This is a genomic window from Streptomyces sp. NBC_01216, from assembly GCF_035994945.1.
GTDB lineage: Bacteria > Actinomycetota > Actinomycetes > Streptomycetales > Streptomycetaceae > Streptomyces.
In genome coordinates, this window is record NZ_CP108677.1 from 228442 (window position 1) to 250499 (window position 22058).

The window sequence follows — 22058 nt, forward strand, 5'->3', positions numbered from 1 at the left end:
CATGCCTGCAAACGGTAAGCACCGACGCCCGAAGCGTCGCCCGCTCGCCCGTGGTATCGCCCTGATCAGCACGGGTAGCGCCGCCCTGACGCTTCCGCTGGTCGCGTCCGCCACCGCCCACGCGGCTCCCGAGATCACTCCTGCCATTGCCACGGCTAACGCCGCCGCAAATGTCTCTCAAAAGATCACGGAATCCCTTCCGGCGGCACCCGCCACCACCCCAAAGACGTACACCGTCGCGCCGGGGGACTCTCTCTCGATGATCGCTTACGAACAGGGCGTCCGAGGCGGTTGGAAGGTTCTCTACCGCGCCAATCACGACGCGGTCGGTGACAATCCGTCACTTATTCATCCCGGGCTCAAGCTGACGCTTCACCGGAATTCCACAGCGGCCAAGCCGAAGTCCTCCGCACCCGCGCAGAAGACGAAGACGAAGACGGCCGAGCCGGCACAGGCCACGTCCACCGACCGGGCCAGCCGATCCCAGCAGCGCACCACCCCCGCGCCGCAGACGCAGGCCGCCGCTCCCGTCGCGGCCAAGAACTACACGAACGACCTCGACGGCTGGATAAGGGAGTCGCTGGACGTGATGGCCCAGCACGGCATCCCCGGCTCCTACGAGGGAATCCACCGCAACATCATGCGCGAGTCCTCCGGCAACCCGCAGGCCGTGAACAACTGGGACTCCAACGCTGCGGCCGGCACCCCCTCGAAGGGCCTGCTGCAGGTCATCCAGCCGACGTTCCTCGCCTACCACGTGCCCGGTACGTCCATGGACCTGTTCGACCCGGTCGCCAACATCACCGCCGCCTGCAACTACGCGGCCGACCGCTACGGCTCCATCGACAACGTCTTCGGCGCCTACTGACCGGGGCGACGGCGCTTCCTGACGGGCGCGCCGCCTCAGAGCCTGTCGGGTGACCTTCGATCGACAGGCTCTCACCGCGACAGGAGGAAGGCCCTGACCGCTCGGGGGTCAGGGCCTTCCCCCCTGTCGTCCGCGCGCCCGCGATGCGGCGCGGGCCCCTCGGGACGCGGGTGGGGACGCACGCGGTGGCAGCGCCGCCCGGACTACAGCGTGCCGCGCCGCCATTCGCGGACCAGCAGGTAGCCGAGGTAAAGACCGCCGATGGCCATCGTGTAGATGCCCACCGGCAGATTCTCCAGGAGCGGCATCTGCTGGGCGGCGAGATCGGCCAGGACCAGCAGCAGCGCGCCCAACAGCATGGACAGCGCGAGCTGGGGGCCTGATCCGCGCGACAGCCGCTTGGCGATCTGGGGGGCCGTCAGGGAGATGAAGGCGATCGGCCCCGCCACGCTCACCGCACCGGCCGACAGCACGATCGCCAGGGTGACGGCGACGGTCTTGGTCCGGGCGGGCCGGCCGCCGAGCGCCGCCGCGGTGTCGTCACCCATCTCGCCGATTCCGATGTCCCGCGAGAGCAGCACGGCGAGCGGTACGACCCCGGCGAGGACCAGCCAGATCGTGGTCGCGTCCTCCCAGGAGCGGGCCGACAGGCTGCCGTTGACGTAGGCGCTGAGCACGGTCGCCTTGTCCCGCTCGACGGCGTAGACGACGTACTGGATGACGGCGACCGCCATGGCGGAGACGCCGATACCGGCGACGACGAGGCGCACCGGGTTACGGAAGCCGGTCCCGGTCGACACGTAGACGAGCACCATGGCCAGGACCGCGCCGAGGAGTGCTCCGGCGGATACCGGCACGGTGTCCGGCAGGAGCAGGGCGACGACGGCCGCGCCCGCGCCCGCGCCAGCGCCGAGTCCGATCACGTCCGGACTGCCGAGGGGATTGCGGGTGACCGACTGGAACAGCGCTCCGGAGAGGCCGAACGCGGCGCCCGTGCCGATGCCGACGACCAGTCGCGGGCCGCGCAGGCGGTTGAGGACGAAGGCGTTCTTGCCTTCCGCCCCGCCGAGCAACGCCGAGGGGAGATCGGGAAGCCGGATACCGAGGCGGCCCAGCGTGAGCGTGGCCGTCGCGGCGACGACGAGCAGGAACAGCAGGCCGATCGCCAGGAGGATCGTGGAGGTGCGTACGCGTACCGACACCGTGCCGCCGATCCTGACGACGCGTGTGCCCGAGGGCGCCCGGACGGGAGCCGGGGTCGGCTGGGCGCTCATGCGCTCCCTCTCATCCGGCGGACGGCCAGCAGGAGCGCGGGCGCTCCTATAAAAGCGGTGACGACGCCGACCATGACCTCCTGCGGGCGGAGCAGCACGCGCCCGACGACGTCGGCGCAGAGCAGGAGCGTGGGACCGGCCAGGGTCGAGAAGAGGATCTGGAGACGGAAGTCGACGCCGACCAGGGCGCGTACGAGGTGCGGAACGGCGAGACCGACGAACGCGACGGGACCGACGGCAGCGGTGGCGGCCGCGCTGAGGAGGGTGGCCGCGAGCAGTCCCGCCGCCTTCGTCCGCGCCGGGCCGGCACCGAGGGCGGTCGCCGCGTCGTCGCCCAGGGCCATCACGTTGAGGCCGGGCGCGATCACGAGTGCGAGGAGAAGCCCCACGGCGGCGAAGGGCAGGACGGACCAGAAGACCTCGAAGTCCCGCCCGCCCAGGGCTCCGACGACCCAGTAGCGGTAGCTGTCGAAGACCTTGGGTCTGGTCAGGGTGACGGCCTGGACGAAGGCCGCGAGGACGGCGGAGAGGACGGCTCCGGCCAGCACCAGGCGGGCCGGGCCGGCGTTCGTCCCGGCGGAGCCGATGAGGTGCACGACGAGTCCGGCGAGCAGGGCGCCCGGCAGAGCCCACCAGAGGGTGGCGGACCGCCCCGTGACGCCGAGGAACGCGGTCGCGGCGACGATGCTCGCCGAGGCGCCCGCGTTGATGCCCAGAAGTCCGGGCTCGGCGAGGGGGTTCCGGGTGACTCCCTGCATCAGGGTGCCGGCGACCGCCAGGCTCACGCCGGCGAGGACTCCGATCGCGGTCCGCGGGTAGCGGCTCTCGACGACGGTGGTCAGATAGGCGTCGCCGTGGCCCGCGAGGACATCCACGACCGAACGGAACGACGTGGTCTTGCTGCCGAACATCACGCTCGCGAGCATCGCGAGGACGAGGGCGGTCAGACAGATCGTCAGGGACAGCGCCAGCCGGGCGGCGCCGGCACGCGAGGTGCTGGTACCACCCGGCTCGGCGAGCACGGAGGAGGCCATGCGCAGGGAACCGTGTCTACTTCCCGGCCTTGGCGACGGCCTTGTCGATCAGGGGCAGGTAGCGCTCGATGCTCCACGGCACGGTGAGCGGGTTGATCATCGAGGAGGCCGTGACGAAGGGGGTGTCGTGGCTGTACACGATGGCGCCCTTCTTGACCGCGGGGATGGCGGCGTACAGCGGCTGGGCCTCGATCTGCTCGCGCGACTTCTCGTCCATGTAGAACGTGAACACGACGTCGCTGCCGGCGAGCTTGTTGGCGTTCTCCAGGCCGATGATCGCGGAGTCCGTACCCTCGGTCTCCTTGAACTCGTTGACGACCGGGTCGACCTTGAGGCCGAGGGACGTGAGCATCTCCACGCGCTGCTCCTTCGGCTTGAACACGCCGAGGGTGCCGGGGCCGGTGTTGTAGATGTAGGAGAACGTGACGTTCTTGTATTTCGACCGGCCGGCGGCGGCCCCGGCCAGCTGCTCACGGATCTTCGCGGTCAGCGCCTTGCCCTCCTCGGGCTCACCGAGGGCCTTGGCGACGATGTCGATCTGCTGGTCCCAGTCGGTGCTCCACGCCTTGTCGGGGTAGGCCACGGTCGGCGCGATGTCCTTGAGGACGTCGTACTGCTCCTTGGTGACGCCGGACCAGGGGGCGAGGATCACATCGGGCTCGAGCTCGGTGATGGCCTCGATGTCGAGCTCCTCCATCCCCTTGAACTGCTGGGGGAGCTTGTCGCCCGCCTTGGTGACGGCCTCGTGGATCCACGGCAGGTAGCCGGTCTTGTCGCTGCCCCAGGGATAGCTCTCGATGCCGACCGGTGTGTGGCCGAGCGCGATGGCGGTCTCGGCGGAGCCCTGTCCGAGGGTGACGATGCGCTGGGGCCGGCTGGTGATGGTCGCCTCGCCGAGCGCGCTCTTGATGGTCACGGGGAAGGCGCCGCTGCTTTTCTTCGCGTCGCCGGAGCCGACGGTGTCCTTCTTCTCGCCCGAGCCGCAGCCACCGACGAGGAGGGAGAGCGTTGCGGCGGCTGCCGTGGCGACGGCTGCGCGACGGCGGATGCGGGTCACTGCGAGGGGCATGGACGATCCTTCTCTGCGGGCAGTCGATGCGGAGGGGACCTGTGCGCGACGGACGCGCACAGGCCTGGTCCCGGCCCCGAAGCCGATAGGTACTTAGGTAAAGCTAAGTTAGGTTTCCCTTATCTCCAAATCAAGAGCCCGACGGGTGCGGGCCGCGATACCTCGCGACGGGACACCGCCCGGCCGGCACGGTGGCGGGCTCTTCCCCCGGCGGCCAAGGGAGTTCAGCACGCGAGCCGGAGCGGAGGACGCCAGACCCGGCCGTCGCCGGGTGTTCCGGGACTCGGCCGATACCGGAGCGGCACGAGATGAGTCGAGGCCGTCGTCTCGTTGCGGGTGCCGAGCCAGAGGTCGATGACCTGCCACGGCCGGCCGTCGAGCACCGCCACCGTGCGCGGCTGACCCCCACAGCTGTTGCCGTCGAAGACGCGCCGTCCGTACACGGGCGCGCCCCAGCCGACGTTTCCTGGGGCGCTCCAGCCCGAGTAGAGGCCGGGTGACGTGGCGTAACCGATGGGTGTGCCGGCGCAGTAGCCGCAGCCCTGGTCGGAGTAGGTCAGGACGTAGACGCGGTGCACGGGGTCCCAGTAACCCCCCGGGCCCTCCACGTGGGAAAGTCCCGCGATCTTGGCGACGCCGACACCGGGCTCTCCGCCGCTGCCCGTGCGGTCGAGTTGCTGGAGCGAGAGCGCTGCGGTGCCCGGCCGGGTGCAGACGAGAGCGGGCCGCCCGCCGGGCTCGCCTGACTCGATGAAGCCGAAGTCGCCGTTGCCCAGGCAGATGTCGAGAGCCGGCTTGCGGTACCAGCCGGACGGCGGACCGGCGGTGGGGCCGCACGGTCCGGCCGGGCCCGCGCACCCCATGGCGTTGTAAGCGTGCGGAGCGCCCAGGCTGTACTGCCGCGGGGCATTGAACCACAGGACGAAGGCGCCGTCGTCGGCACCCCAGCCGGACCGGCGGATCATCCGTGGGTTGAAGCAGCCCTGCCCGGTGCCTCCACAGGTCTCCTGCCAGCTCTGCCGGGTGGAAGGGTCATCCGATCCCGGGTCGAAGAGCAGCCTGGGCGCGGTCCAGGGGCCGGTGAGCGACGGGGCCGTGGAGACGCCGAATCCGCACCAGGGGGTGGAGCGGACGAACCATTCGTAGCCGCAGCCGTACATCGTCCCGTACATGAAGTAGGCGCCGTCGAAGCGAGCGATCACCCCGTCGTGCAGGTCCAGCCCGCGTACGGTCAGCGCGCTCGGCATCCGGCCACCGCCGGGTGCCGGTTCCAGACCGTGCGCCACCGGCGCGCACACGAACAGCGCGCACAGCGCGTACACCAGGGCGCTGAGGAGATTCCTGGCCCCCACGCGCACCCCCTTCCCTCCGTCTCGTGCCACAGGTCCCCATGAAATCCCATCAAGTATCTGAACATACTTTCATTTCATCCATATTCGCCCGTCCGGTCCGCTCCGTCAGCCCTCACACCCGCCCGGCGTACGCCGTCCGCGCGACGGCCGAATGCCATTGGTCCCTCGGGAAACCATTCGACGCAACACCTGACGCACACCGTCCGCCCTGCTTTCGGCCACTCCTGGAGACCAACGGCCGTCGGCCCGGAGACGCCCCCGAAGTTCATCCAAGGATTACTGGATGGCCGTATACCTTTGGGGCTGGTTCCCTCATCCTGTCCACGGCGTGCCGCGGGGGCCCGCCGTGACACGAGAGGCGGGGCATGACTCCCATCAGCCGCAGGGGATTCGTCGGCATCGGGGCAGGGCTCGTGGCCGGGGCGGCGCTGCCGTCCGGCGCCGCGACGGCGGCGCCCTCGGCCGCCGCGCGGGCCGCCGTCGGTGACCTCACCGACGTCCGCCACGTGGTGATCCTCATGCAGGAGAACCGCAGCTTCGACCACTACTTCGGCGCTCTGCGCGGCGTCCGCGGCTTCGGCGACCGCGCCGCCGGCACCATCCCCGGCGGCCGGGGCGTGTTCGAGCAACCGAACTGGGGCGGTCGGCAGTACCCCTGGAAGCTCAGCGCCACCCCGCCCGCCGGCGGTGTCGACGGGGAGACCCTGGCCCAGTGCAACGGCGACCTGCCGCACAGCTGGACCTCGCAGCACGCGGCCTGGAACAAGGGCCGGATGGACAACTGGGTCACCGGCGTCGGCAACACCCGCACCCTGGGACATCTCGACCGTGCCGACATCCCCTTCCACTACGCGCTCGCCGACAACTACACCATCTGCGACGCCTACTTCTGCTCGGCGCTCAGCTCCACGGGTCCCAACCGCACCTTCCTGTGGAGCGGCAGGATCGATGCCTCAAGCAAGGACGGCGGCGACGAGTCCGGGCTGAGCTGGGAGACGTACGCCGAGGCACTCCAGCGAGCCGGGGTGACGTGGAAGGTCTACCAGAACGCCCAGGACAACTACGGCGACAACGGCCTGGCCTACTTCACGAGGTTCACCGACGCGCGGCCGGGTGACCCGCTGTACGACCGCGGCATGGGCTCGGTCCCCGCGGTCACCGGCTCCACCCCCGACGACATCGCGGCCTCGATCCGCGCCGACGTCCTCTCCGGCATCCTTCCACAGGTCTCGTGGGTGGTCGCCGGCGAGGCGTTCTGCGAGCACCCCTACGCGCCGCCCGGCGACGGCGCCCACTTCGTCGACCTCGTCTACCGCGCCCTCGCCGCCGACCGCGAGGTCTTCGACTCGACCGTCCTGTTCCTCAACTACGACGAGAACGACGGCTTCTTCGACCACGTACCACCGCCGGTGGCCCCGCCGGGGACCCCGGGCGAGTACATCGGCAAAGTGCCGATCGGCCTCGGCTTCCGGGTCCCGATGATCGTCATGTCACCCTGGACCCGCGGCGGCTGGGTCAGCTCCGAGGTCTTCGACCACACATCCGTCCTGCGCTTCCTGGAGACCTGGACGGCGGCCCTCGGCACGCCCGCGGCCTGCCCCCACATCAGCGACTGGCGCCGGAGGGTCACCGGTGACCTGACCGGCGTGTTCGACTTCGCCCGCCCCGTCTACGGGGTACCCGCCGGCCTGCCCTCGACCGCGAAGGTCATCGGCCAGTCCACCTGCGCGCCACTGCCTAACCCGGTGCCCCAGAACAACGCGCTCCCCGAGCAGGAACCGGGCAACCGCCCCGCTCGCGCCCTGCCGTACCAGGTCAACGGCAACCTCGACCGCTTCGAGTTCGGCGCGGCGGGCAAGATCCTGGCCTGGTTCTCCATGACGAACGAGGGCCCGCAAGCCACCCGGCCGGCCCACTTCTCGATCCACCCGCACCAGTACCGCGACACGGCGGCCTGGCAGTACACCGTCGACCCGGAAAGTACGTCGACCGACTACTTCAACATCGGCACGGGCTGGGGCGGGGGCAGGTACGACCTCTCGATGATGGGCCCCAACCGCTTCCTGCGCCGCTTCACCGGCGACGCGTCCAAGGCGGGGAAGGAGATCGAGGTCGCGGCCCGGTTCGCGACCGAACCGGGCACCGGGAAGACGGCCGTCTACTTCCGGATGACCAACTCCTCCGGAAGCCCCGTCACCTTCACGATCCGCTCGAACGACTACCGCTCGGACGGCCCCTGGACCTACCCGGTCGCCGCACACTCCTCACGGGAGGACTGGTTCAACGCGGTGGCCTACACCGACGGCTGGTACGACTTCACCGTTCTCGCCGACATCGACGGCACCTGGTCGCGCCGCTACACCGGCCACATCGAGACGGGCGCTCCGAGCGTCACCGGCTCCTGAGAGCCGTCCCGTCGTCCACAGCGGGTCGACGCGGCGTGGGACGCGGCACGTCGCGGGGCGGCGGGTCGGCCTCGTACGGGGCGCACGCGATCCGACAACGCCGCGTGGTGCCGTGGCCGGCCTCGTGCGCCCTTCGGGGATGACGGGACAGCCCTGAGAGCCTGTCGGGTGGCCGTCGATCGCCAGGGCGTGATCGCCCGGTCAGAGGCCACCCGACAGGCTCTGAGCTGGCGACGGCTCCCCGACACCGGCAGGCCGACGGACCGGGCCGGGGAGCCCTGGCGGTGAGCGGGGCCGGTGAACCGGGAAGACGCGGGAATTCCTGGGCGGCAGGCGGGACGACGGCGGCATTCGACATTCGGGCGTCCACGCGCCGCGCGTTCCGCGACGGACATCCCATACGCGGTGATAATCCGCGTATGAGCGAAGAGGCGTCAGTCGTCGTCGGTGTGGACGGGTCCGAGCACAGCCTCCGGGCGCTCGGCTGGGCGCTGAGCGTCGCGCGCGACATCGGCGCTCCCCTGCTCGTCGCCCATGTGCGCTCCGACGCCCTGCAACTCGGATCCGCCCGGATCTCCTCCCTCGGCGGCATGCCCGAGATCCCCGACGCGGTCACCGACGGCGTCCGCACCTGGGTCGCGGGCCACGCGGCGGACGTGGCGGTGCGGTACGCCTCACTCGACGGCACCGTGACCGAGGCGCTGCTGACCTCGGCCCGCAACGCGCGGCTGTTGGTGATCGGCTCGCGCGGACACGGCGGATTCGCGACGCTGCTTCTCGGCTCGACCAGCCGGGCCCTGGCGTCGAGCGCCCCGTGTCCGGTCGTCGTCGTCCCGCACGAGGCACGCGCCGTGTCACTGGAGAGCGGCGCGGAAGCCGGCCGGGTCATGCTCGGGCTGCACACCGAGGAGACCGCGGACGAGGTGGTCGACTTCGCGTTCCAGGCGGCGGGGCGGCGGGGCGTGGCGCTCGAAGCGCTGACCGCCTTCCGGCTGCCGGCCTCTCCGGCGATGCTCGTCGGCCCGCCGGCACCGGCCCTGCAGATGCCCGGGCAGATGTCCATGGACGAGGCGTCGGATCTGGTGCGGGAGACCGAACGGCGCCAGGGCGAACGGCTGCGGCCCTTCACCGAGCGGTACCCGGGCGTCGAGGTCGTGCCGGCCGTCGTGCCCGCGGACGCGGCGGGACGCCTCGTCGAGGCGTCCCGCACCGCGGGACTCGTCGTCGTCGGCCGCCACCGGCACCGGCACCGGATGGAGACGCTGCTCATGGGGTCCGTCGCCCACGCGGTCCTCCACCACGCGCACTGTCCGGTCGCGGTGGTACCCGCCGCCCGCTGACGCGGGTGGCGGCACCGGCGGCACGGCCGACCCCGCGGCGGCCGGGTCAGGGCAGGCGCAGAGTGACCCAGGGAATGGTGTCGCCCGGCAGCAGGTACCGCTCGGTCTCCACGAAGCCGTGTGCCAAGGCGAACCGCAGACCGTCCTCGTTCGACGAGAGGACGACGGTCTCGATCGTCCGGGCACCTTTCTCGAGGGCTCGGGCCAGCCCCCGGGCGTAGAGGGCTTCCCCCACACCGCGCCCACGGTGCCCGGCGAGGGTCCGGGCGATCACCGTCGCCACCGCCTCGTCGTCGGCGGGTGGACGCACCGTCGAGCAGCCGACGAGGACGTCCCCCTGGTAGGCGACCTCCAGGTGGTTGCGGTGCAGCCTGACACGCACCTCGTCGAGGGTGAGGCGAGCCGTCGGGATGATCGCGTTGTGGACGTGTCGCCAGTCCTGGGCCATGGCGTCGCCGTCGACGGCGAGGATACGGAGTCCGGTCATGCCCGCATCCAACCCGGCGGAGGCCATCCGGTCCACCGGGTATCCCCCGCGCCGCCGCGGCATCCCGCGAGGGGTCCCCGGGGATGCCGCCGCCGGCGGTTCAGCGCGTGTCGCCCTCCCAGTCCCAGCGCAGCGAGTCGCCCTCACGCGGTCCGTACCGGGCGCGACCTCCCGGCCCGTAGGCCCCTATCTCGGTGCCGAGGGCCGCACCCTCGGTCAGTTCACGGCTCGTCCAGCCCGTCACGTCGAGCAGCAGCCCGTCCAGCGGCCCGGCCACCAACTCGCGGTAGTCACGCCCCGGTCTCGGGCCGGGATGGGGATCGTCGTGGTCAGCGCCGTACACGCGGCCTCGCATCAACTCGTCCATACCCGGCAGCATCGCACCCGGCACTGACACACGCCCGGCCTCGCGGGCGTACGGCGGTACGGCCGGACGACGCTTCCCGGGGAAGAAGCCACCGCCCCGCCTCGGAGCACCGTCCGGCGTCCCGGGACGGTCCGCTCGTTCTCCGGGACCCGCTCACTCCCCCGGTCTTTCCCGGCGCGCCGTGAGCGAGGCCACCACGACGCCCGCGAGACCCGCCCAGGCCGCGGCACCGGGTCCGACGGCCCCCCAGCCGACCACGCCCAGCAGGACGGCTACGGTCAGACCGGTACCGAGTGCACGGCGGTCCGTGACGAACGACCAGGCACGACGGCCGGCACCCGGCTCGCGCAGTTCCCGGACCGCCGCCCGGCACACCAGAGCCGCGGCGACGATCACCGCTGTCATGACGGTCGGGTCCATGGCACCTGCCTCTCCCCTGCGTGTTCTCCCGAATCCATGCTCTCCCGGAGCGCGACCACACGCCCCCGGCGGGCGGCTCCCCGTCGGCTGAGGTGTCCCCGCCCGCGGCACGTCAGCCGGAGTGAGGAAGGTGCCCACCGCACGGGGAACGGGGGTGGCGCCCGCCCCGCCACCGCCTCCTGTCACGCCTGGCATGGCCGAGGACCGCGGGATAGGGTCGGCGGCGAGTCACAAGGAGCAGGGGGAACGCCATGCGGGAGACGTCCGGCGAACAGACGGGTGTGGTGCTCTACTGGCGCCCGCTGTGCATGTTCTGCCTCAAGCTGCGTCTGCGGCTGCTTTTCAGCCCTCGCCGTCTGACGTACACGAAGGTCAACATCTGGCGGGATCCCGAGGCCGCGGCGTTCGTCCGCTCGGTCGCGAACGGGTTCGAGACGGTACCGACCGTCACCGTGGCCGGACAGGCCCTGGTGAACCCGTCCAAGCGACAGCTGATGGAGGCCGTCGAGCGGCTCGCGCCGCAGGCACTCGGACGCTGAGCGTCCACCGGGCCGGCCGGGGCGGGGATCCGGTCGGCGCGGCTGCCGGCCGTCGCCCCGGGAGCGGAGCCCCCGAGCCGGCCACGACACGCCTCACTCACGCATGGCGACCGTTCGGAGACCGAGCGTGGCGTGCGACGGCGGCCGGGGCGCCTGCGCCCACGGCCGTGCGGCGGTCCGCCGCCGGAGGCCCGGCCGCGCCGCGCCCTCCGATCCGCGCCCGAGATGCGCCGTGCGGCGGCGGGGGAGCATCCTGACTGTGTGACGTCCCACGGCGTGGCCGGGCCCGATCCGTCGGTGGGGGCCGGAGAGCAGTCCCCCACCGCGAACCCCGGTGGGCCGACACCTCGCGGGCGGCGACCTGAAGGGCCGCTCACCGGCGGCATGCGGGACACGCTCCCGCTGGTGCTCTCCGAGGCCGCTCTGCGGGCGATCGAGGCGGTCGGCGGCTACGCGGGAGGCGTCTACCTGCGCTCCGGCACGGCGGGTCTGCTGCGGCTCGCGGTGCTCGCCGGTCTGCCCGGTCCGCTGTTCCGCCCCTGGTGGCGCATGCACGTGAACCGGCCGTTCCCGGTGGCCGAGGCGTACCGTTCGGGGCAGCCGGTGCACCTGGCGGACGTCGAGGAGGCCATGCGGATGTTTCCGCAGTTCGTGGCCAGTCTGCCGTTCGCCTTCGGCTCGCTGTACGCACCCGTCGTCCACGGCCGGGAGAGGTACGGAGTCCTGGTGGTGCTGCGGGCGCCCAGTGCCGGTGTCCCCGTCAACGCCAGGGACCGGGGACGGCTGACGCGTGAGGCGCAACGGCTGGCCGCCGCCCTCGGAAAGCTGGCGTCGGAGGGCACGGCCGTCGAGTGGCCGTCCGAGCCGGTGTGCGTCCAGCTCCCTTCCCCCGGGACGAAACCTGTGCGGATCGGCTACTTCGACTGGGACCTCGACACCGGGGCCGTCACCGCCGACGAGGGGCTGCGCGCGATCATCGGCGACGGCGACGAGTTCCCCGGCACCATCGAGGCGCTGACCGCCCGGCTGGCACCGGAGGACACGTACGCGCTGTGGACGATGGCCCGCCGGGCGGCCGGGTCCGGCGGGGCGGTGGCGCGCAGAATCCGTCTGAAGGGGCCCGATGGTGGACTTCACCTCTTGGAGGTGTCCGCCCGGGCTTCGCCGGAGGCCGGGCCCGGGCACCGCAAGGGGCGCTTCCTCACCGGCTCCCTGGTCGATCTGGGCACCGGGCTGGTGGGATCGGACGCCACCGACCGGCTGCCCCGGGCCATCCTCGCGATCGACCGCCTGGGCCGGATCACGTATGTCAACCATCTCGCCGAGGCACTGCTCGGCGAGGCACGCGGCAGACTCGCGGGGCGAAGCCTGTGGCAGGTCATGCCCTGGTTCGACCAGGCCGCCCACGAGGAGGAGCTGCGGGCGGCGCTGCTGGCGGAGGAGCCCCGGCACTTCCAGGCACGGACCGCGTCCGGGCAGTGGTTGTCGGTCTCGCTCTACCCCGGTCACGACGGGGTGACCATCGTGCTCCTCCCGGACCGGGCGCCCGCCTACCAGCCCAGTTCCGTCACCCGCCGCGACGCGGGTCTCGGCTCAGCCGCCGACCAGGCGTCCGCGCTCTACCGCCCGGTGGCGCTCGCGATCGCCCTCAGCGAGGCCGTCACGGCTCGGCAGGTCTCCGCGGTGGTCACCGACGAACTGCTGCCCGCGTTCGGCGGTCGACAGCTGGCGATCTACCTGCTCAGCGAGCGCCATCTCTACCTTGCGTGGGAGACCGGCTTCCCCCAGGGTTTCCTGGAGCCCTTCGAGGGTGTCGGGCTCGACGCCCGGGTGCCCGGGGTGGAGACGCTCACGACGGGCCGTCCGATGTTCTACGAGTCGATGGAACAACTCGGCAAGGCATATCCGGGGCTTCCCCTCGACGCCGAGTCGGGCGCCCGTGCGTTCCTCCCGCTGATCGCCTCGGGGCGCCCGGTCGGCTCCTGCATCCTCGGCTTCGACCGGCCCCGGGGCTTCAGCCCGGAAGAGCGGACCGTGCTGACCGCGCTGGCCGGGCTGATCGCCCAGGCACTGGAGCGGGCCCGGAGGTACGACTCCGAGGCCGCGCTCGCCCGCGGGCTCCAGGACGCGCTGCTGCCGGGTCGGCTGCCGGTGCGCGACCGGCTCGACACGGTGGCCCGGTACCTCCCGGGCACACAGGGCATGGACGTGGGCGGCGACTGGTACGACGTGATCGACACCGGCGACGGACTGCTGGCACTGACCATCGGCGACGTCCAGGGGCATGGCGTCGCCGCCGCGGCCACGATGGGACAACTGCGAAGCGCCGTACGAGCCTTCGCGCTCGGAGGGCTTGCCCCTCAGGCGGTCGTCACCGGCACCAACCGACTCCTGATCGACCTCGATCCGGGCCAGTTCGCCAGTAGTTGCTACATCCTTCTCGATCCGGAGAACGGCCACTGCCAGGGAGTGCGCGCCGGGCACCCGCAGCCGTTGCTGCGGAGGCCGGACGGCACCACGGAGATCATGAACCTGGCGGGCGGACTGGTGCTGGGCATCGACAACGACGCCACGTACCCCGTCACCGAGTTCCGGATGGAACCGGGCGCCAGCCTCGCGTTGTTCACGGACGGTCTGGTGGAGGCGCCGGGAACCGATATCGACGAGGGGATGGAACGGCTTCGCCGGACCTTCGCCGTGACCGGTTCGGGCCCTCTCACCGAGACGGCCGACCGGCTGATCCGTCACGCGCGTCAGGCGACCGACCGTCCGGACGACATCGCCCTGCTCCTGGCGGCGCGTTGGAGCCAGCCCTCCTGAGAGGCCCCTGGTCACGGGCCCGCGGGGAGCCGATACTCAGAAGCGGTAGCTGTCCCCCATCGTCGGCGGCGCGCTGTGCGCCGCCCGGGACGAGAACGAGACGCGGTCACTGCTCGCCTGGAGCCGGCGGTCCTGCTCGATCAGCAGGCCGTCCGCGTTCTCCGTCCGTGTGCGGCTTCGCCGCAACAGGGTGACGATCAGCAGCGCCGCGGCGCCGCCGAGGACACCGAACAAGACCAGTACGGAACCCATTTCATACCCCCGTATCGTCAGAGCCGTTCCCCGGCCCGTCCAGTCCTCAAGGTAGGCGGAGACGAACGCGAGGATCAAGGCTTCCGCCGCGGGTCCTCTCGTGCCGTACGGCACCCCTCGCGTCCCCGACCGGAGCCACCTCGCCGGGGGGCGGTGGTCACCCGGTCGGCTGCGTGTCACTGGTCGCGGCCGTGGGGCGGGGCGAGGCTGGAGCAGCTGACACCGCCCCGGTGACGAGCGGTCGCCCCGCTTCCCGGCGCCGGACGCGCGACCGCCCCGGTCCGACGTGCGGGCGGGGCGGTCGGATGCACTCCGTCAGGGGTGCGAGGTCGCTCAGGCCTTGTCCTCGACGACGCCGGAGGCGGCGACGGCGATCTTGGCCGTGGTGGCACCGGAGCGGGAGCCCAGGGCCTCGATCTTCTTGACCAGTTCCTGGCCCTCGACGACCTCGCCGAAGACGACGTGCTTGTTGTCGAGCCAGTCGGTCACGACCGTGGTGATGAAGAACTGCGAGCCGTTGGTGTGGGGACCGGCGTTCGCCATCGACAGAAGGTACGGGCGGTCGTGCTTGAGCGTGAAGTTCTCGTCGGCGAACTTCTCGCCGTAGATGCTCTTGCCGCCGGTGCCGTTGCCCCTCGTGAAGTCGCCGCCCTGAAGCATGAACTGGGGGATGACGCGGTGGAACGGCGAGCCGGCGTAGCCGAAGCCGTGCTCACCGGTGGCGAGCTCACGGAAGTTCTTCGTCGTCTTCGGGACGACGTCGTCGAACAGCTGGAAGACGATCCGGCCGGCCGGCTCGTCGTTGATGGTGATGTCGAAGTACACGTTGTTGCTCATGGGGACATCCTGTCATTCCCGTCCCGCGCTCGCGCGCACGGGCTGCCGTGTGTGGGCAGGTACCCGTCCCGCGCTTCACCCGGCTGACCGATCGGCCGGGCAACACCGGTCCCCCGGCCGGGGGACCGGGCGCCCGAGGAGCCGTCAGGCCGATGCCTCGCCGCCGAGGACGTCCAGCGCGCCGCCCGCAGGAAGCGGAGCGGTCTCTTCCAGAAGGGAGCCGAGGGCGGTGTCGTTCTGGAGGAGACCCGTGGTTCCCGCGACGGCTCCGGTGTCGGCGGAGGCGTTCGGCGGCGGGGTGACGAGGGCCGTGACGACACCGGCCGCGAGGGAGGCGATGGCGAGCATGCTGCGCTTCTTCATGCCCTGGTCAACTGCCGAGGGGCCCCGGGGGTTACGGTCTCCTTCCGATCCGGTCGCCCGACGGAGAGCCCCGGTCACGATGACGCTCGTGAGACGGGACGTTCAGCGCCCGCCTCGGCCTCGGGCCGGCCGGGTCAGCCCCTCCCACCCCGGGGCCCGCGCCACCTCCGGGTGGGACCGCGGCCAGGTCCGGTGTCCGGGCCGCGCGGTGGCGTGTGCGTGGGGTCGATCGGCGGGTAGTCGGGCGGCAGGCGCACCAGCCGGCGCCGGATCAGACGCTCGTGGGCCAGACGTCCGACCATCGCACCCCCGTACACCACGAAGCCCACTCCGACGAGCCAGGATTGCAGGACCAGGACCGTGCCGAACTGACCGTAGGTCACCGCGTTGGAGGCGATCAACGGGGAGAAGACGAACTGGGAGAAGACCCTCAGGCCGAGCAGCCCGAGAGCCGTGCACAGCGCGCCCGGGGCCAGCGCGCGCCAGCGGATACGTCCACACAGCAGGAAACGCTGCGACCACCAGAAAAAGAGGAAGGTGCCCACCACGTCTCCGAGGGTGACGAGGACGGTGACCGCGGCGGGGACGTCCTCGGGTGGTGGGCCGGCGACGAAGAGCAGCAGGGCCGCGATCAGGACGGCGAGCCAGACGACGTGACGCCACATGGTGTGCCAGCGGGCGGTGGACAGGTCCCAGGCCCGCTCGTACCCGGTCTGGACGGCCGACCCGAAGGTGACGCCGAACGCGGCCAGCGCGGCGAGTCCGAAGGCGGTGGTGCGCTGCAACGCCTGGCCGGGCTTGCCGAAGAGTTGCTCGACCTCCTCCTGCGACACCTCCGAGACGCCGAGCCCCTGGACGAGCCAGCGGGCGAAGCCCTGCCCGCTGGAGAGGTCGGCGGCGGCCACCACGATGAGCAGCGGCACGAGGGTGAGCAGGCTGAGCGCCGCGAACCCCATCGACCGGTGCATGAGCTCCATCTCCCGCCCGCGGTTCCAGGCGAGCCCGACGACGGAGGTCCGGACGGCCCGGTGGTACCGCCGGAGGCGGTGACCGGAGTCGGCGGAGGGGCGGTCGCGGGAGGCGCCGGAGGTGGGGGGCATGCCACGGAGCGTTCCCGCCGGAAGCCGGGAACCCTCCGCGGTGCCGCCGAACGGGTGCGGCCGCCGTGCCGCGGGAGCGGATTCAGCGGACGAGGGGGCGGGCGGCGGGGCCGGGGCGGACCGAGACGTCGAAGGGGCCGAGGGCGGCACGCTCCTCGCCCTCACACAGGACGACGACCCGGACGGGCTCCCCGCAGCGCGTGTGCCGGATCTCCAGCGTGGGCCCCTCGGGGGCGCCGTGATGCGTGTCGCCCCACTGCGCGAGGGACAGCAGCACCGGCCAGAGGTCGCGCCCCTTGGCGGTCAGCCGGTACTCGGACCGGGTACGGGCTCCGGGCTCGCGGTAGGGCTCGGCTCGCAGGACGCCGGCGCCGACCAGCTTGCGCAGCCGGTCGGCGAGGACGGCCTCCGACAGGCCGAGGTGGCGCCGGAACTCGTCGTAGCGGCGGACGCCGTTGAAGGCGTCGCGCACGATCAGCAGGGACCACTTCTCGCCGACGACGTCGAGCGCGCGGCGGACCGGGCAGTTCTCGGTGTCGATCTCCAGCCACTCCATCAGCCCACCCTACCGGGCTGGCTTCGTCGTTGACAGTCAGCTGATGCGCCCTCTAACTTCGATCTTCACAGCCGACCGGCGCCGGTCGGGCGGAACGGAGCGAAATACCATGAAGCGGTCACGCACGGTCGAGTGGGAGGACGCCTCGGTCACCGCGAGCGCGGTGGGGACCATGGCGGGCCTCGACTTCCTGCGGGAGCTCGCGGCCGGCCGGTTGCCCGGCCCGCCCGTGGGAGCGCTGCTCGGTTTCACCCTGCTGGAGGTCGACCACGGCCGGGCGGTGTTCTCCTTCGAACCGGGCGAGCAGCACTACAACCCGATCGGCAGCGTGCACGGCGGGGTCTACGCCACCCTGCTGGACTCGGCGGCCGGATGCGCGGTGCACTCGACGCTGCCTCGGGGCACGGCGTACACCTCTCTGGACCTGTCCACCCGCTTCCTGCGCCCGATCACGACGGACACCGGCACGGTGCGCGCGATCGGCACGGTGATGAGCCGGGGCCGCCGCACTGCGCTCGCCGAGGCGGGACTGTACGACGCCTCCGACCAGCTCCTCGCGCACGCCACGAGCACCTGCATGCTGTTCCCCGTGGAGTGAGGCGGCGGGACCGGCCCGCACGGGAGGGAGCACGGCCGACGGGGTGAGCCGCCCCGGAGGACGCATCCGTGCGGATCGTCGCCCGCCGGCGCCGACGGGACGCTTCGCCGGCGGCCGGTCTCCGGCGCCCCGTCAGAGGCGGCCCAGCACGCGGCGGGTGCGCGTGCAGTCGTCCGGCAGGGTGTTCAGTCCGCGGGTGGATGCCTGGAGCGCGGCGCTGACCAGGGTGGCCAGCAGGTCGATGTCGGAACCCATGTCCAGATGGACCGTCACCCAGCCCGAACCCGCCCGGAGCCGTACGGCACTCGATCCCAGCAGGGCCGGCCGCAGTCTCGCGATCATGATCCGGGTGAGGTGCACGTCCGCCTCGTGTTCGCCGTGGAAGTGGACGATCTCCTGCGTGGCGGTGCGCAGACCGAGCTCTGCGCCGCACCGGGCGCGGTCGGCGGTCAGCGAGGGCCAGCTCATCAGACGTTCACTGGCGTGCCTGGCTGTGTTCATACCCAGGAGCGTGCCGGGACCGGGGACCCGACACAAGCGTCCTGGCGAAAGAATTCCGCCGAGGCGGGAATTCGACTGTCGTGACGTCACGGGGCGACACCGGAGCGGTGCGCACGGTTCCCGAACGCCCCTGTCCAGAGCCCGGATCGACCCTCCTGCCGGGCCACCGCAGGACGCGTCCGGACAGCTGTGCGAGACGGCCGGAATCCCGCCCCGGCTCCGGCGTCGGACCTGCCCGGCCCCCCCTCGCGCGGCGTACTCGGCGGCGCTCGTCCGCGACAGTCTGAGCGGGCTCCTCAAGTACCGGGACGACATCGTCAGGGCAGCCGCCGAGCTCGCCCTGGACGCGATGTGAGCGCGCCCGGCGGGACCGCCCGCGCGGCCCGACGGGATGTCCCGCCCGCGGGCGGAGGCGGACGGCGGGTCCGAGGCGCGGGGGCCCGGGGACCGGCTCACTGGTCTCGTGCACGCGCTGCGGGAGCACGGCGTCGCGGTCGGCACCGGCGAGACCGTGGACGCGGGGCGGCGCTGGAGGCGGTCGGGTTCGCGGACCGGGAGCGGATGCGGGAGGCCCTGGCGGCCACACTGCTGCACCGGGAAGGACAGCGGACACTCTTCGACCAGGTGTTCGACCTGTACTTCCCGGCGTCGACCGGTGGCCCGGCAGCGGGCATCCTCGCGGAGGCCGGGCTGACCGGCTGGCACGGGCAGAGCCACTACGGGACGGCACTGGCCGGATTCGCCGATCGGTACCCCGACGCGGTAGGTCCGCGCACCGCCGTCTTCATCCTGGGTGACGCCCGGACGAACAGCACCGACCCCCGCCCGGCCGCGCGGCAGATCGCGGACCGGGCCCGCATGGTCTGCTGGCTCAACCCCGAGCCCCGCTCGCCGTGGTCGACGGGTGATTCGGTGGCGCTTCTCTACGCCGAACCGGTCGAGATGCACCCGTGCCGGAACGCGCGCGAGCTCGGCGACCTCGTCGGCCGCGTGATGCCCCTCTGAGCAGCGGCACGAGCCTCCGTGGGCGGGTGGACTGCGGTGGCTCCGGATTCCCGGGTCGCCTCGCGCGGGTCCGGCCGGCTCCGGCCCGCTCTGGCACAGACGGCCGCTCGGACCGATCCTGGAAGGGAGGGGCGGGGAAGCCCGGGGCGGTGAAGGACAGGCCGCGGTGCGGAGCGTCGCGGCCGGGAGCATACGCGTTGGCCGGGGCGGCCCGGCGGTCGCGGTGGGTGAGGTGTGATGGCGCGCGTCGTGATCGACGACACGGACCTGGTGGTCCGGCTGTCCCTCCGCGAGACACTGGGAGCCCGCCGTCGCGAGGTACGGGTGCCCCTGGCGGCCCTTCGCGAGGTGTATGTCGAACCGGACTGGTGGCGGGCGCTGCGGGGCCGCTGCGGCAGAGGCATGTGGGTACCCGGTCGCCTGTGCGTGGGTGTCCGCCTCCTCCCCGACGGCAGGGACTTCGCGGTGGTCCGGGAGGGTGCCCCGGTGGTGTGTGTCGAACTGCGCCGGAGCGCGCCGTACGGCCGCCTGGCGGTCTCCGACCCGGACCCCGAGGGGGTGCTCGGCGCACTCCTGCCGCACGTCCCGGCCGACCGACTCGGGTGACCGACGCGGTCGGCCGGTCCGTCCGGACGCGACGGGCGGAACGGAGGTGGGGCGGGGCAGGGCGGTTCAGGCGGGGCTGACGTTCTCGGCCTGAGGGCCCTTCGGCCCCTGGACGACATCGAACTCGACCTGCTGGCCCTCTGCGAGTTCCCGGTACCCGGTGGTGGCGATGGCCGAGTAGTGGACGAACACGTCCGGGCCGCCGCCGTCCTGGGCGATGAAGCCGAAGCCCTTCTCCGCGTTGAACCACTTCACTGTGCCGGTTGCCATGATGATCTCCTTCTTGGGGCGGGAGCGACTCCCGCGGTGCGCGCCCGGCCGGCGGCCGCGGTTCGCGGCCCGCGGCGGACCGCACACCTCCATGGTCCCTCTTTCCGGCCGGGACGTTCCAGCGGCCGCTCCCGGACCTTCCCGTCCGGGACCGGCTGTACGGCGCGGGGCGGGCCGAACTAGCGTGGCCCCATGGAACTCATCGGAGAGATCGCGGCCGACCGACCCCTGCTCGTACTGGCCGTCAAGGAAGAGGCGCAGTTCCTCGACACGGACCTGCCGATCCTGCTCACCGGCATGGGCAAGGTGAACGCGGCCATCGCGCTCGCGAGCACCCTCGCCGCGGGTCCGCGGCCGACCGGAGTCGTCAACCTGGGCACGGCGGGCGCACTGCGTACGGGCTGGACCGGGACACATGTGGTGGGCACGGTGCTCCAGCACGATCTCGACGGTGAGCTCCTGGCGACGCTGACCGGTGAGACATACGGGGAACCGTTGACGCTGCCGGACGGGGGTGACGTCGTCCTCGCCACCGGTGACGCGTTCATCTCCGAGGAAGCCGCGCGCGTCCGGCTGGCCGCACGGGCCGCACTGGTCGACATGGAGGGGTACGCGCTGGCGACGGCCGCCGCCACGGCCGGCGTTCCGCTGCGGATCGTCAAACACGTCAGCGACGAGGCGGGCGACGGCGCCGCCCGGACCTGGCGGGAATCGGTGGCCGAGTGCGCACGGGCCCTGGCGGAGTGGGCCGAGCAGAACACCCCGTACCGCTCCTGAGGCAACCGCCCGCCCTGGCCTCCGAGCGGGCCCCGGACCGCACGCCGCGGCCGGGGGGGCGAGGCCGGCCGAGTGGGCGCGGCGGCGCGGGCGGGTGTCTACCGGTGCGCGGGGCGGGTGCGCGGCTCAGAGCCTGTCGGGGGACGGCCCGAAGCGGCGGCGGTAGTCCGACGGGGTCAGGCCGGTCACCCTGCGCATCAGCACCCGCAGATGAGCCGCCGTACCGATGCCGCTGGCGCGCGCCACCACGTCGAGGCGGACCTCTCCCCGCTCGATGATCCGGCAGGCCAGAGCCACCCGCTCGCCGGTGAGCCAGGCCAGGGGTGTGGTGCCGAGCTGTGCCCGGAAGCGCCGGTGGAGCGTCGCGGGACTGACGGCCGCGCGGGCCGCGAGGTCGGCCACGCCGAGCGGGGAGTCGAGGCGTTCCTGTGCCCAGGCGAGCAGCGGAGCGAGGGACTCGGCCCGCTGCTCGGGAACGGGGCGTTCCACGAACTGCCGTTGTCCGCCGTCCCGGTGAGCCGCGAAGACGAGCCTTCGGCTGACCGCGTTGGCCACCTCGGCACCGTGGTCGCGGCGCACGACGTGGAGTCCGAGGTCCAGGGCGGCGGCACTGCCCGCGGCGGTGAGGATGTCGCCGTCGTCGACGAAGAGGACGTCCGGTTCGAGCAGCACCGAGGGAAACCGGGCGCGGAACTCGTCGGCCCACTGCCAGTGTGCCGTGGCGCGGCGGCCGGCGAGGACGCCCGCCTCCGCCAGTGTGAAGGCGCCGCTGCAGAAGCCGATCAAGCGCGCGCCGCGCGTGTGGGCGCGGCGGATCGCGTCCAGGACGGCGGGGCGGCGGGGCACCTCCACGTCGGGACGGTTGGGGACGATCAGGGTGTCCGCCGTGTCGGCCGCGGCCAGCTCCGCGACGCCGGTGAGCGTGAAGAACCCGTCACGCATGAGGGTGCGGGGCGTAGGCGAGCAGAGCCGGAAGTCGTAGAGCTCACGGCCGATCTCGGGCCGGCGCAGGCCGAACACCTCGGTCACGCATCCGAGTTCGAAGGGGTTGGAGTTCCGGTCGACGAGGGCGACGACCCGGTGCGGGGCCGTGTGGTCCCCCGCGGCGGGACCTTCCCCGTTCGCGCTGCTCCCCCGCCGCCCCCTCCCCCGGCCCCGGGCGTGCTCGTGCGAGTATTCTTGCGCCATGTGCTCTTTCTAGCACTCGTGCGGGCCCGC

General features: G+C 72.2%; 23 protein-coding genes and 1 pseudogene. 9 read left to right on the plus strand and 15 right to left on the minus strand.

Going from position 1 to position 22058, the window contains the following annotated elements; all coding sequences use genetic code 11:
- Position 1: 1 nt before the first annotated feature.
- Positions 2-868, plus strand: a complete 867-nt coding sequence (locus OG393_RS00950) for a transglycosylase SLT domain-containing protein (RefSeq protein ID WP_327372572.1) — start codon at positions 2-4, stop codon at positions 866-868.
- 203 nt (positions 869-1071) lie between these two features.
- Here the strand turns inward: OG393_RS00950 and OG393_RS00955 are convergent, their stop codons facing one another.
- The 4 genes from OG393_RS00955 to OG393_RS00970 form a co-directional block, all read right to left on the minus strand.
- On the minus strand, positions 1072-2142 hold the full coding sequence (locus OG393_RS00955; protein ID WP_327372573.1) for a FecCD family ABC transporter permease: 1071 nt from the start codon (positions 2140-2142) through the stop codon (positions 1072-1074).
- Positions 2139-3176 (minus strand): FecCD family ABC transporter permease, encoded by a 1038-nt coding sequence (locus tag OG393_RS00960; protein ID WP_327372574.1) that lies wholly within the window; start codon positions 3174-3176, stop codon positions 2139-2141. The genes OG393_RS00955 and OG393_RS00960 overlap by 4 nt, the downstream gene beginning before the upstream one ends.
- Before the next feature lie 16 nt (positions 3177-3192).
- A complete protein-coding gene (locus OG393_RS00965) occupies positions 3193-4245 on the minus strand; it encodes an iron-siderophore ABC transporter substrate-binding protein (RefSeq protein ID WP_327372575.1) in 1053 nt (350 codons plus the stop codon).
- Positions 4246-4469: 224 nt separating this feature from the next.
- Positions 4470-5597 carry a hypothetical protein gene (locus tag OG393_RS00970; protein WP_327372576.1) on the minus strand — a complete coding sequence of 376 codons (1128 nt, stop codon included), beginning with the start codon at positions 5595-5597 and terminating at the stop codon, positions 4470-4472.
- 365 nt (positions 5598-5962) lie between these two features.
- Between OG393_RS00970 and OG393_RS00975 the strand changes: the two genes are divergently transcribed.
- Both OG393_RS00975 and OG393_RS00980 read left to right on the plus strand, forming a co-directional pair.
- Entirely contained in the window at positions 5963-8002 is a 2040-nt protein-coding gene (locus tag OG393_RS00975) for a phosphocholine-specific phospholipase C (protein WP_327372577.1), read from the plus strand.
- Positions 8003-8421: 419 nt separating this feature from the next.
- The gene (locus OG393_RS00980; RefSeq protein WP_327372578.1) at positions 8422-9342 is read left to right on the plus strand and encodes a universal stress protein; all 921 of its coding nucleotides are present in this window, start codon (positions 8422-8424) and stop codon (positions 9340-9342) included.
- Positions 9343-9388: 46 nt separating this feature from the next.
- Here the strand turns inward: OG393_RS00980 and OG393_RS00985 are convergent, their stop codons facing one another.
- From OG393_RS00985 to OG393_RS00995, 3 genes are all read right to left on the minus strand, one after another.
- Positions 9389-9829 (minus strand): GNAT family N-acetyltransferase, encoded by a 441-nt coding sequence (locus tag OG393_RS00985; RefSeq protein WP_327372579.1) that lies wholly within the window; start codon positions 9827-9829, stop codon positions 9389-9391.
- 100 nt (positions 9830-9929) lie between these two features.
- Positions 9930-10196, minus strand: a complete 267-nt coding sequence (locus OG393_RS00990; RefSeq protein ID WP_327372580.1) for a hypothetical protein — start codon at positions 10194-10196, stop codon at positions 9930-9932.
- Positions 10197-10349: 153 nt separating this feature from the next.
- On the minus strand, positions 10350-10616 hold the full coding sequence (locus OG393_RS00995) for a hypothetical protein (protein WP_327372581.1): 267 nt from the start codon (positions 10614-10616) through the stop codon (positions 10350-10352).
- A 251-nt stretch (positions 10617-10867) separates the two neighbouring features.
- On the opposite strand from OG393_RS00995, the gene OG393_RS01000 reads away from it, so the two are divergent.
- Positions 10868-11155 (plus strand): glutaredoxin domain-containing protein, encoded by a 288-nt coding sequence (locus OG393_RS01000; protein WP_327372582.1) that lies wholly within the window; start codon positions 10868-10870, stop codon positions 11153-11155.
- A gap of 225 nt (positions 11156-11380) precedes the next feature.
- Positions 11381-13975, plus strand: a complete 2595-nt coding sequence (locus tag OG393_RS01005) for a SpoIIE family protein phosphatase (protein WP_442817238.1) — start codon at positions 11381-11383, stop codon at positions 13973-13975.
- Positions 13976-14011: 36 nt separating this feature from the next.
- Here the strand turns inward: OG393_RS01005 and OG393_RS01010 are convergent, their stop codons facing one another.
- The 5 genes from OG393_RS01010 to OG393_RS01030 all read right to left on the minus strand — a co-directional run bounded on the left by OG393_RS01010 (position 14012) and on the right by OG393_RS01030 (position 17083).
- On the minus strand, positions 14012-14227 hold the full coding sequence (locus OG393_RS01010) for a hypothetical protein (protein WP_327372584.1): 216 nt from the start codon (positions 14225-14227) through the stop codon (positions 14012-14014).
- Between the two features lie 333 nt (positions 14228-14560).
- A complete protein-coding gene (locus OG393_RS01015) occupies positions 14561-15064 on the minus strand; it encodes a peptidylprolyl isomerase (RefSeq protein ID WP_327372585.1) in 504 nt (167 codons plus the stop codon).
- A 144-nt stretch (positions 15065-15208) separates the two neighbouring features.
- On the minus strand, positions 15209-15427 hold the full coding sequence (locus OG393_RS01020) for a hypothetical protein (protein WP_327372586.1): 219 nt from the start codon (positions 15425-15427) through the stop codon (positions 15209-15211).
- Between the two features lie 134 nt (positions 15428-15561).
- A complete protein-coding gene (locus OG393_RS01025; protein ID WP_327372587.1) occupies positions 15562-16527 on the minus strand; it encodes a YhjD/YihY/BrkB family envelope integrity protein in 966 nt (321 codons plus the stop codon).
- A gap of 82 nt (positions 16528-16609) precedes the next feature.
- Complete coding sequence (locus OG393_RS01030; RefSeq protein ID WP_327372588.1) at positions 16610-17083, minus strand: winged helix-turn-helix transcriptional regulator; 474 nt, start codon at positions 17081-17083, stop codon at positions 16610-16612.
- A 109-nt stretch (positions 17084-17192) separates the two neighbouring features.
- Here OG393_RS01030 and OG393_RS01035 point away from each other — a divergent pair, with 109 nt between their 5' ends.
- On the plus strand, positions 17193-17681 hold the full coding sequence (locus OG393_RS01035) for a PaaI family thioesterase (protein WP_327372589.1): 489 nt from the start codon (positions 17193-17195) through the stop codon (positions 17679-17681).
- Between the two features lie 132 nt (positions 17682-17813).
- Here the strand turns inward: OG393_RS01035 and OG393_RS01040 are convergent, their stop codons facing one another.
- Positions 17814-18182, minus strand: coding sequence for a luciferase domain-containing protein (locus OG393_RS01040; protein ID WP_327372590.1), 369 nt, complete (start codon positions 18180-18182; stop codon positions 17814-17816).
- Positions 18183-18845: 663 nt separating this feature from the next.
- Between OG393_RS01040 and OG393_RS01045 the strand changes: the two are divergent.
- A pseudogene (locus tag OG393_RS01045) lies at positions 18846-19187 on the plus strand (VWA domain-containing protein); the annotation flags it as partial.
- 237 nt (positions 19188-19424) lie between these two features.
- Positions 19425-19793: a hypothetical protein gene (locus OG393_RS01050; RefSeq protein ID WP_327372591.1), complete on the plus strand. Its 369-nt coding sequence runs from the start codon at positions 19425-19427 to the stop codon at positions 19791-19793.
- A gap of 66 nt (positions 19794-19859) precedes the next feature.
- On the opposite strand, the gene OG393_RS01055 is transcribed toward OG393_RS01050, so the two are convergent.
- Positions 19860-20063: a cold-shock protein gene (locus tag OG393_RS01055; protein WP_327372592.1), complete on the minus strand. Its 204-nt coding sequence runs from the start codon at positions 20061-20063 to the stop codon at positions 19860-19862.
- Positions 20064-20255: 192 nt separating this feature from the next.
- Between OG393_RS01055 and OG393_RS01060 the strand changes: the two genes are divergently transcribed.
- Entirely contained in the window at positions 20256-20840 is a 585-nt protein-coding gene (locus OG393_RS01060; protein ID WP_327372593.1) for a nucleosidase, read from the plus strand.
- A gap of 126 nt (positions 20841-20966) precedes the next feature.
- On the opposite strand, the gene OG393_RS01065 is transcribed toward OG393_RS01060, so the two are convergent.
- Positions 20967-22028 carry a GlxA family transcriptional regulator gene (locus tag OG393_RS01065; RefSeq protein WP_327372594.1) on the minus strand — a complete coding sequence of 354 codons (1062 nt, stop codon included), beginning with the start codon at positions 22026-22028 and terminating at the stop codon, positions 20967-20969.
- Positions 22029-22058 lie beyond the last annotated feature (30 nt).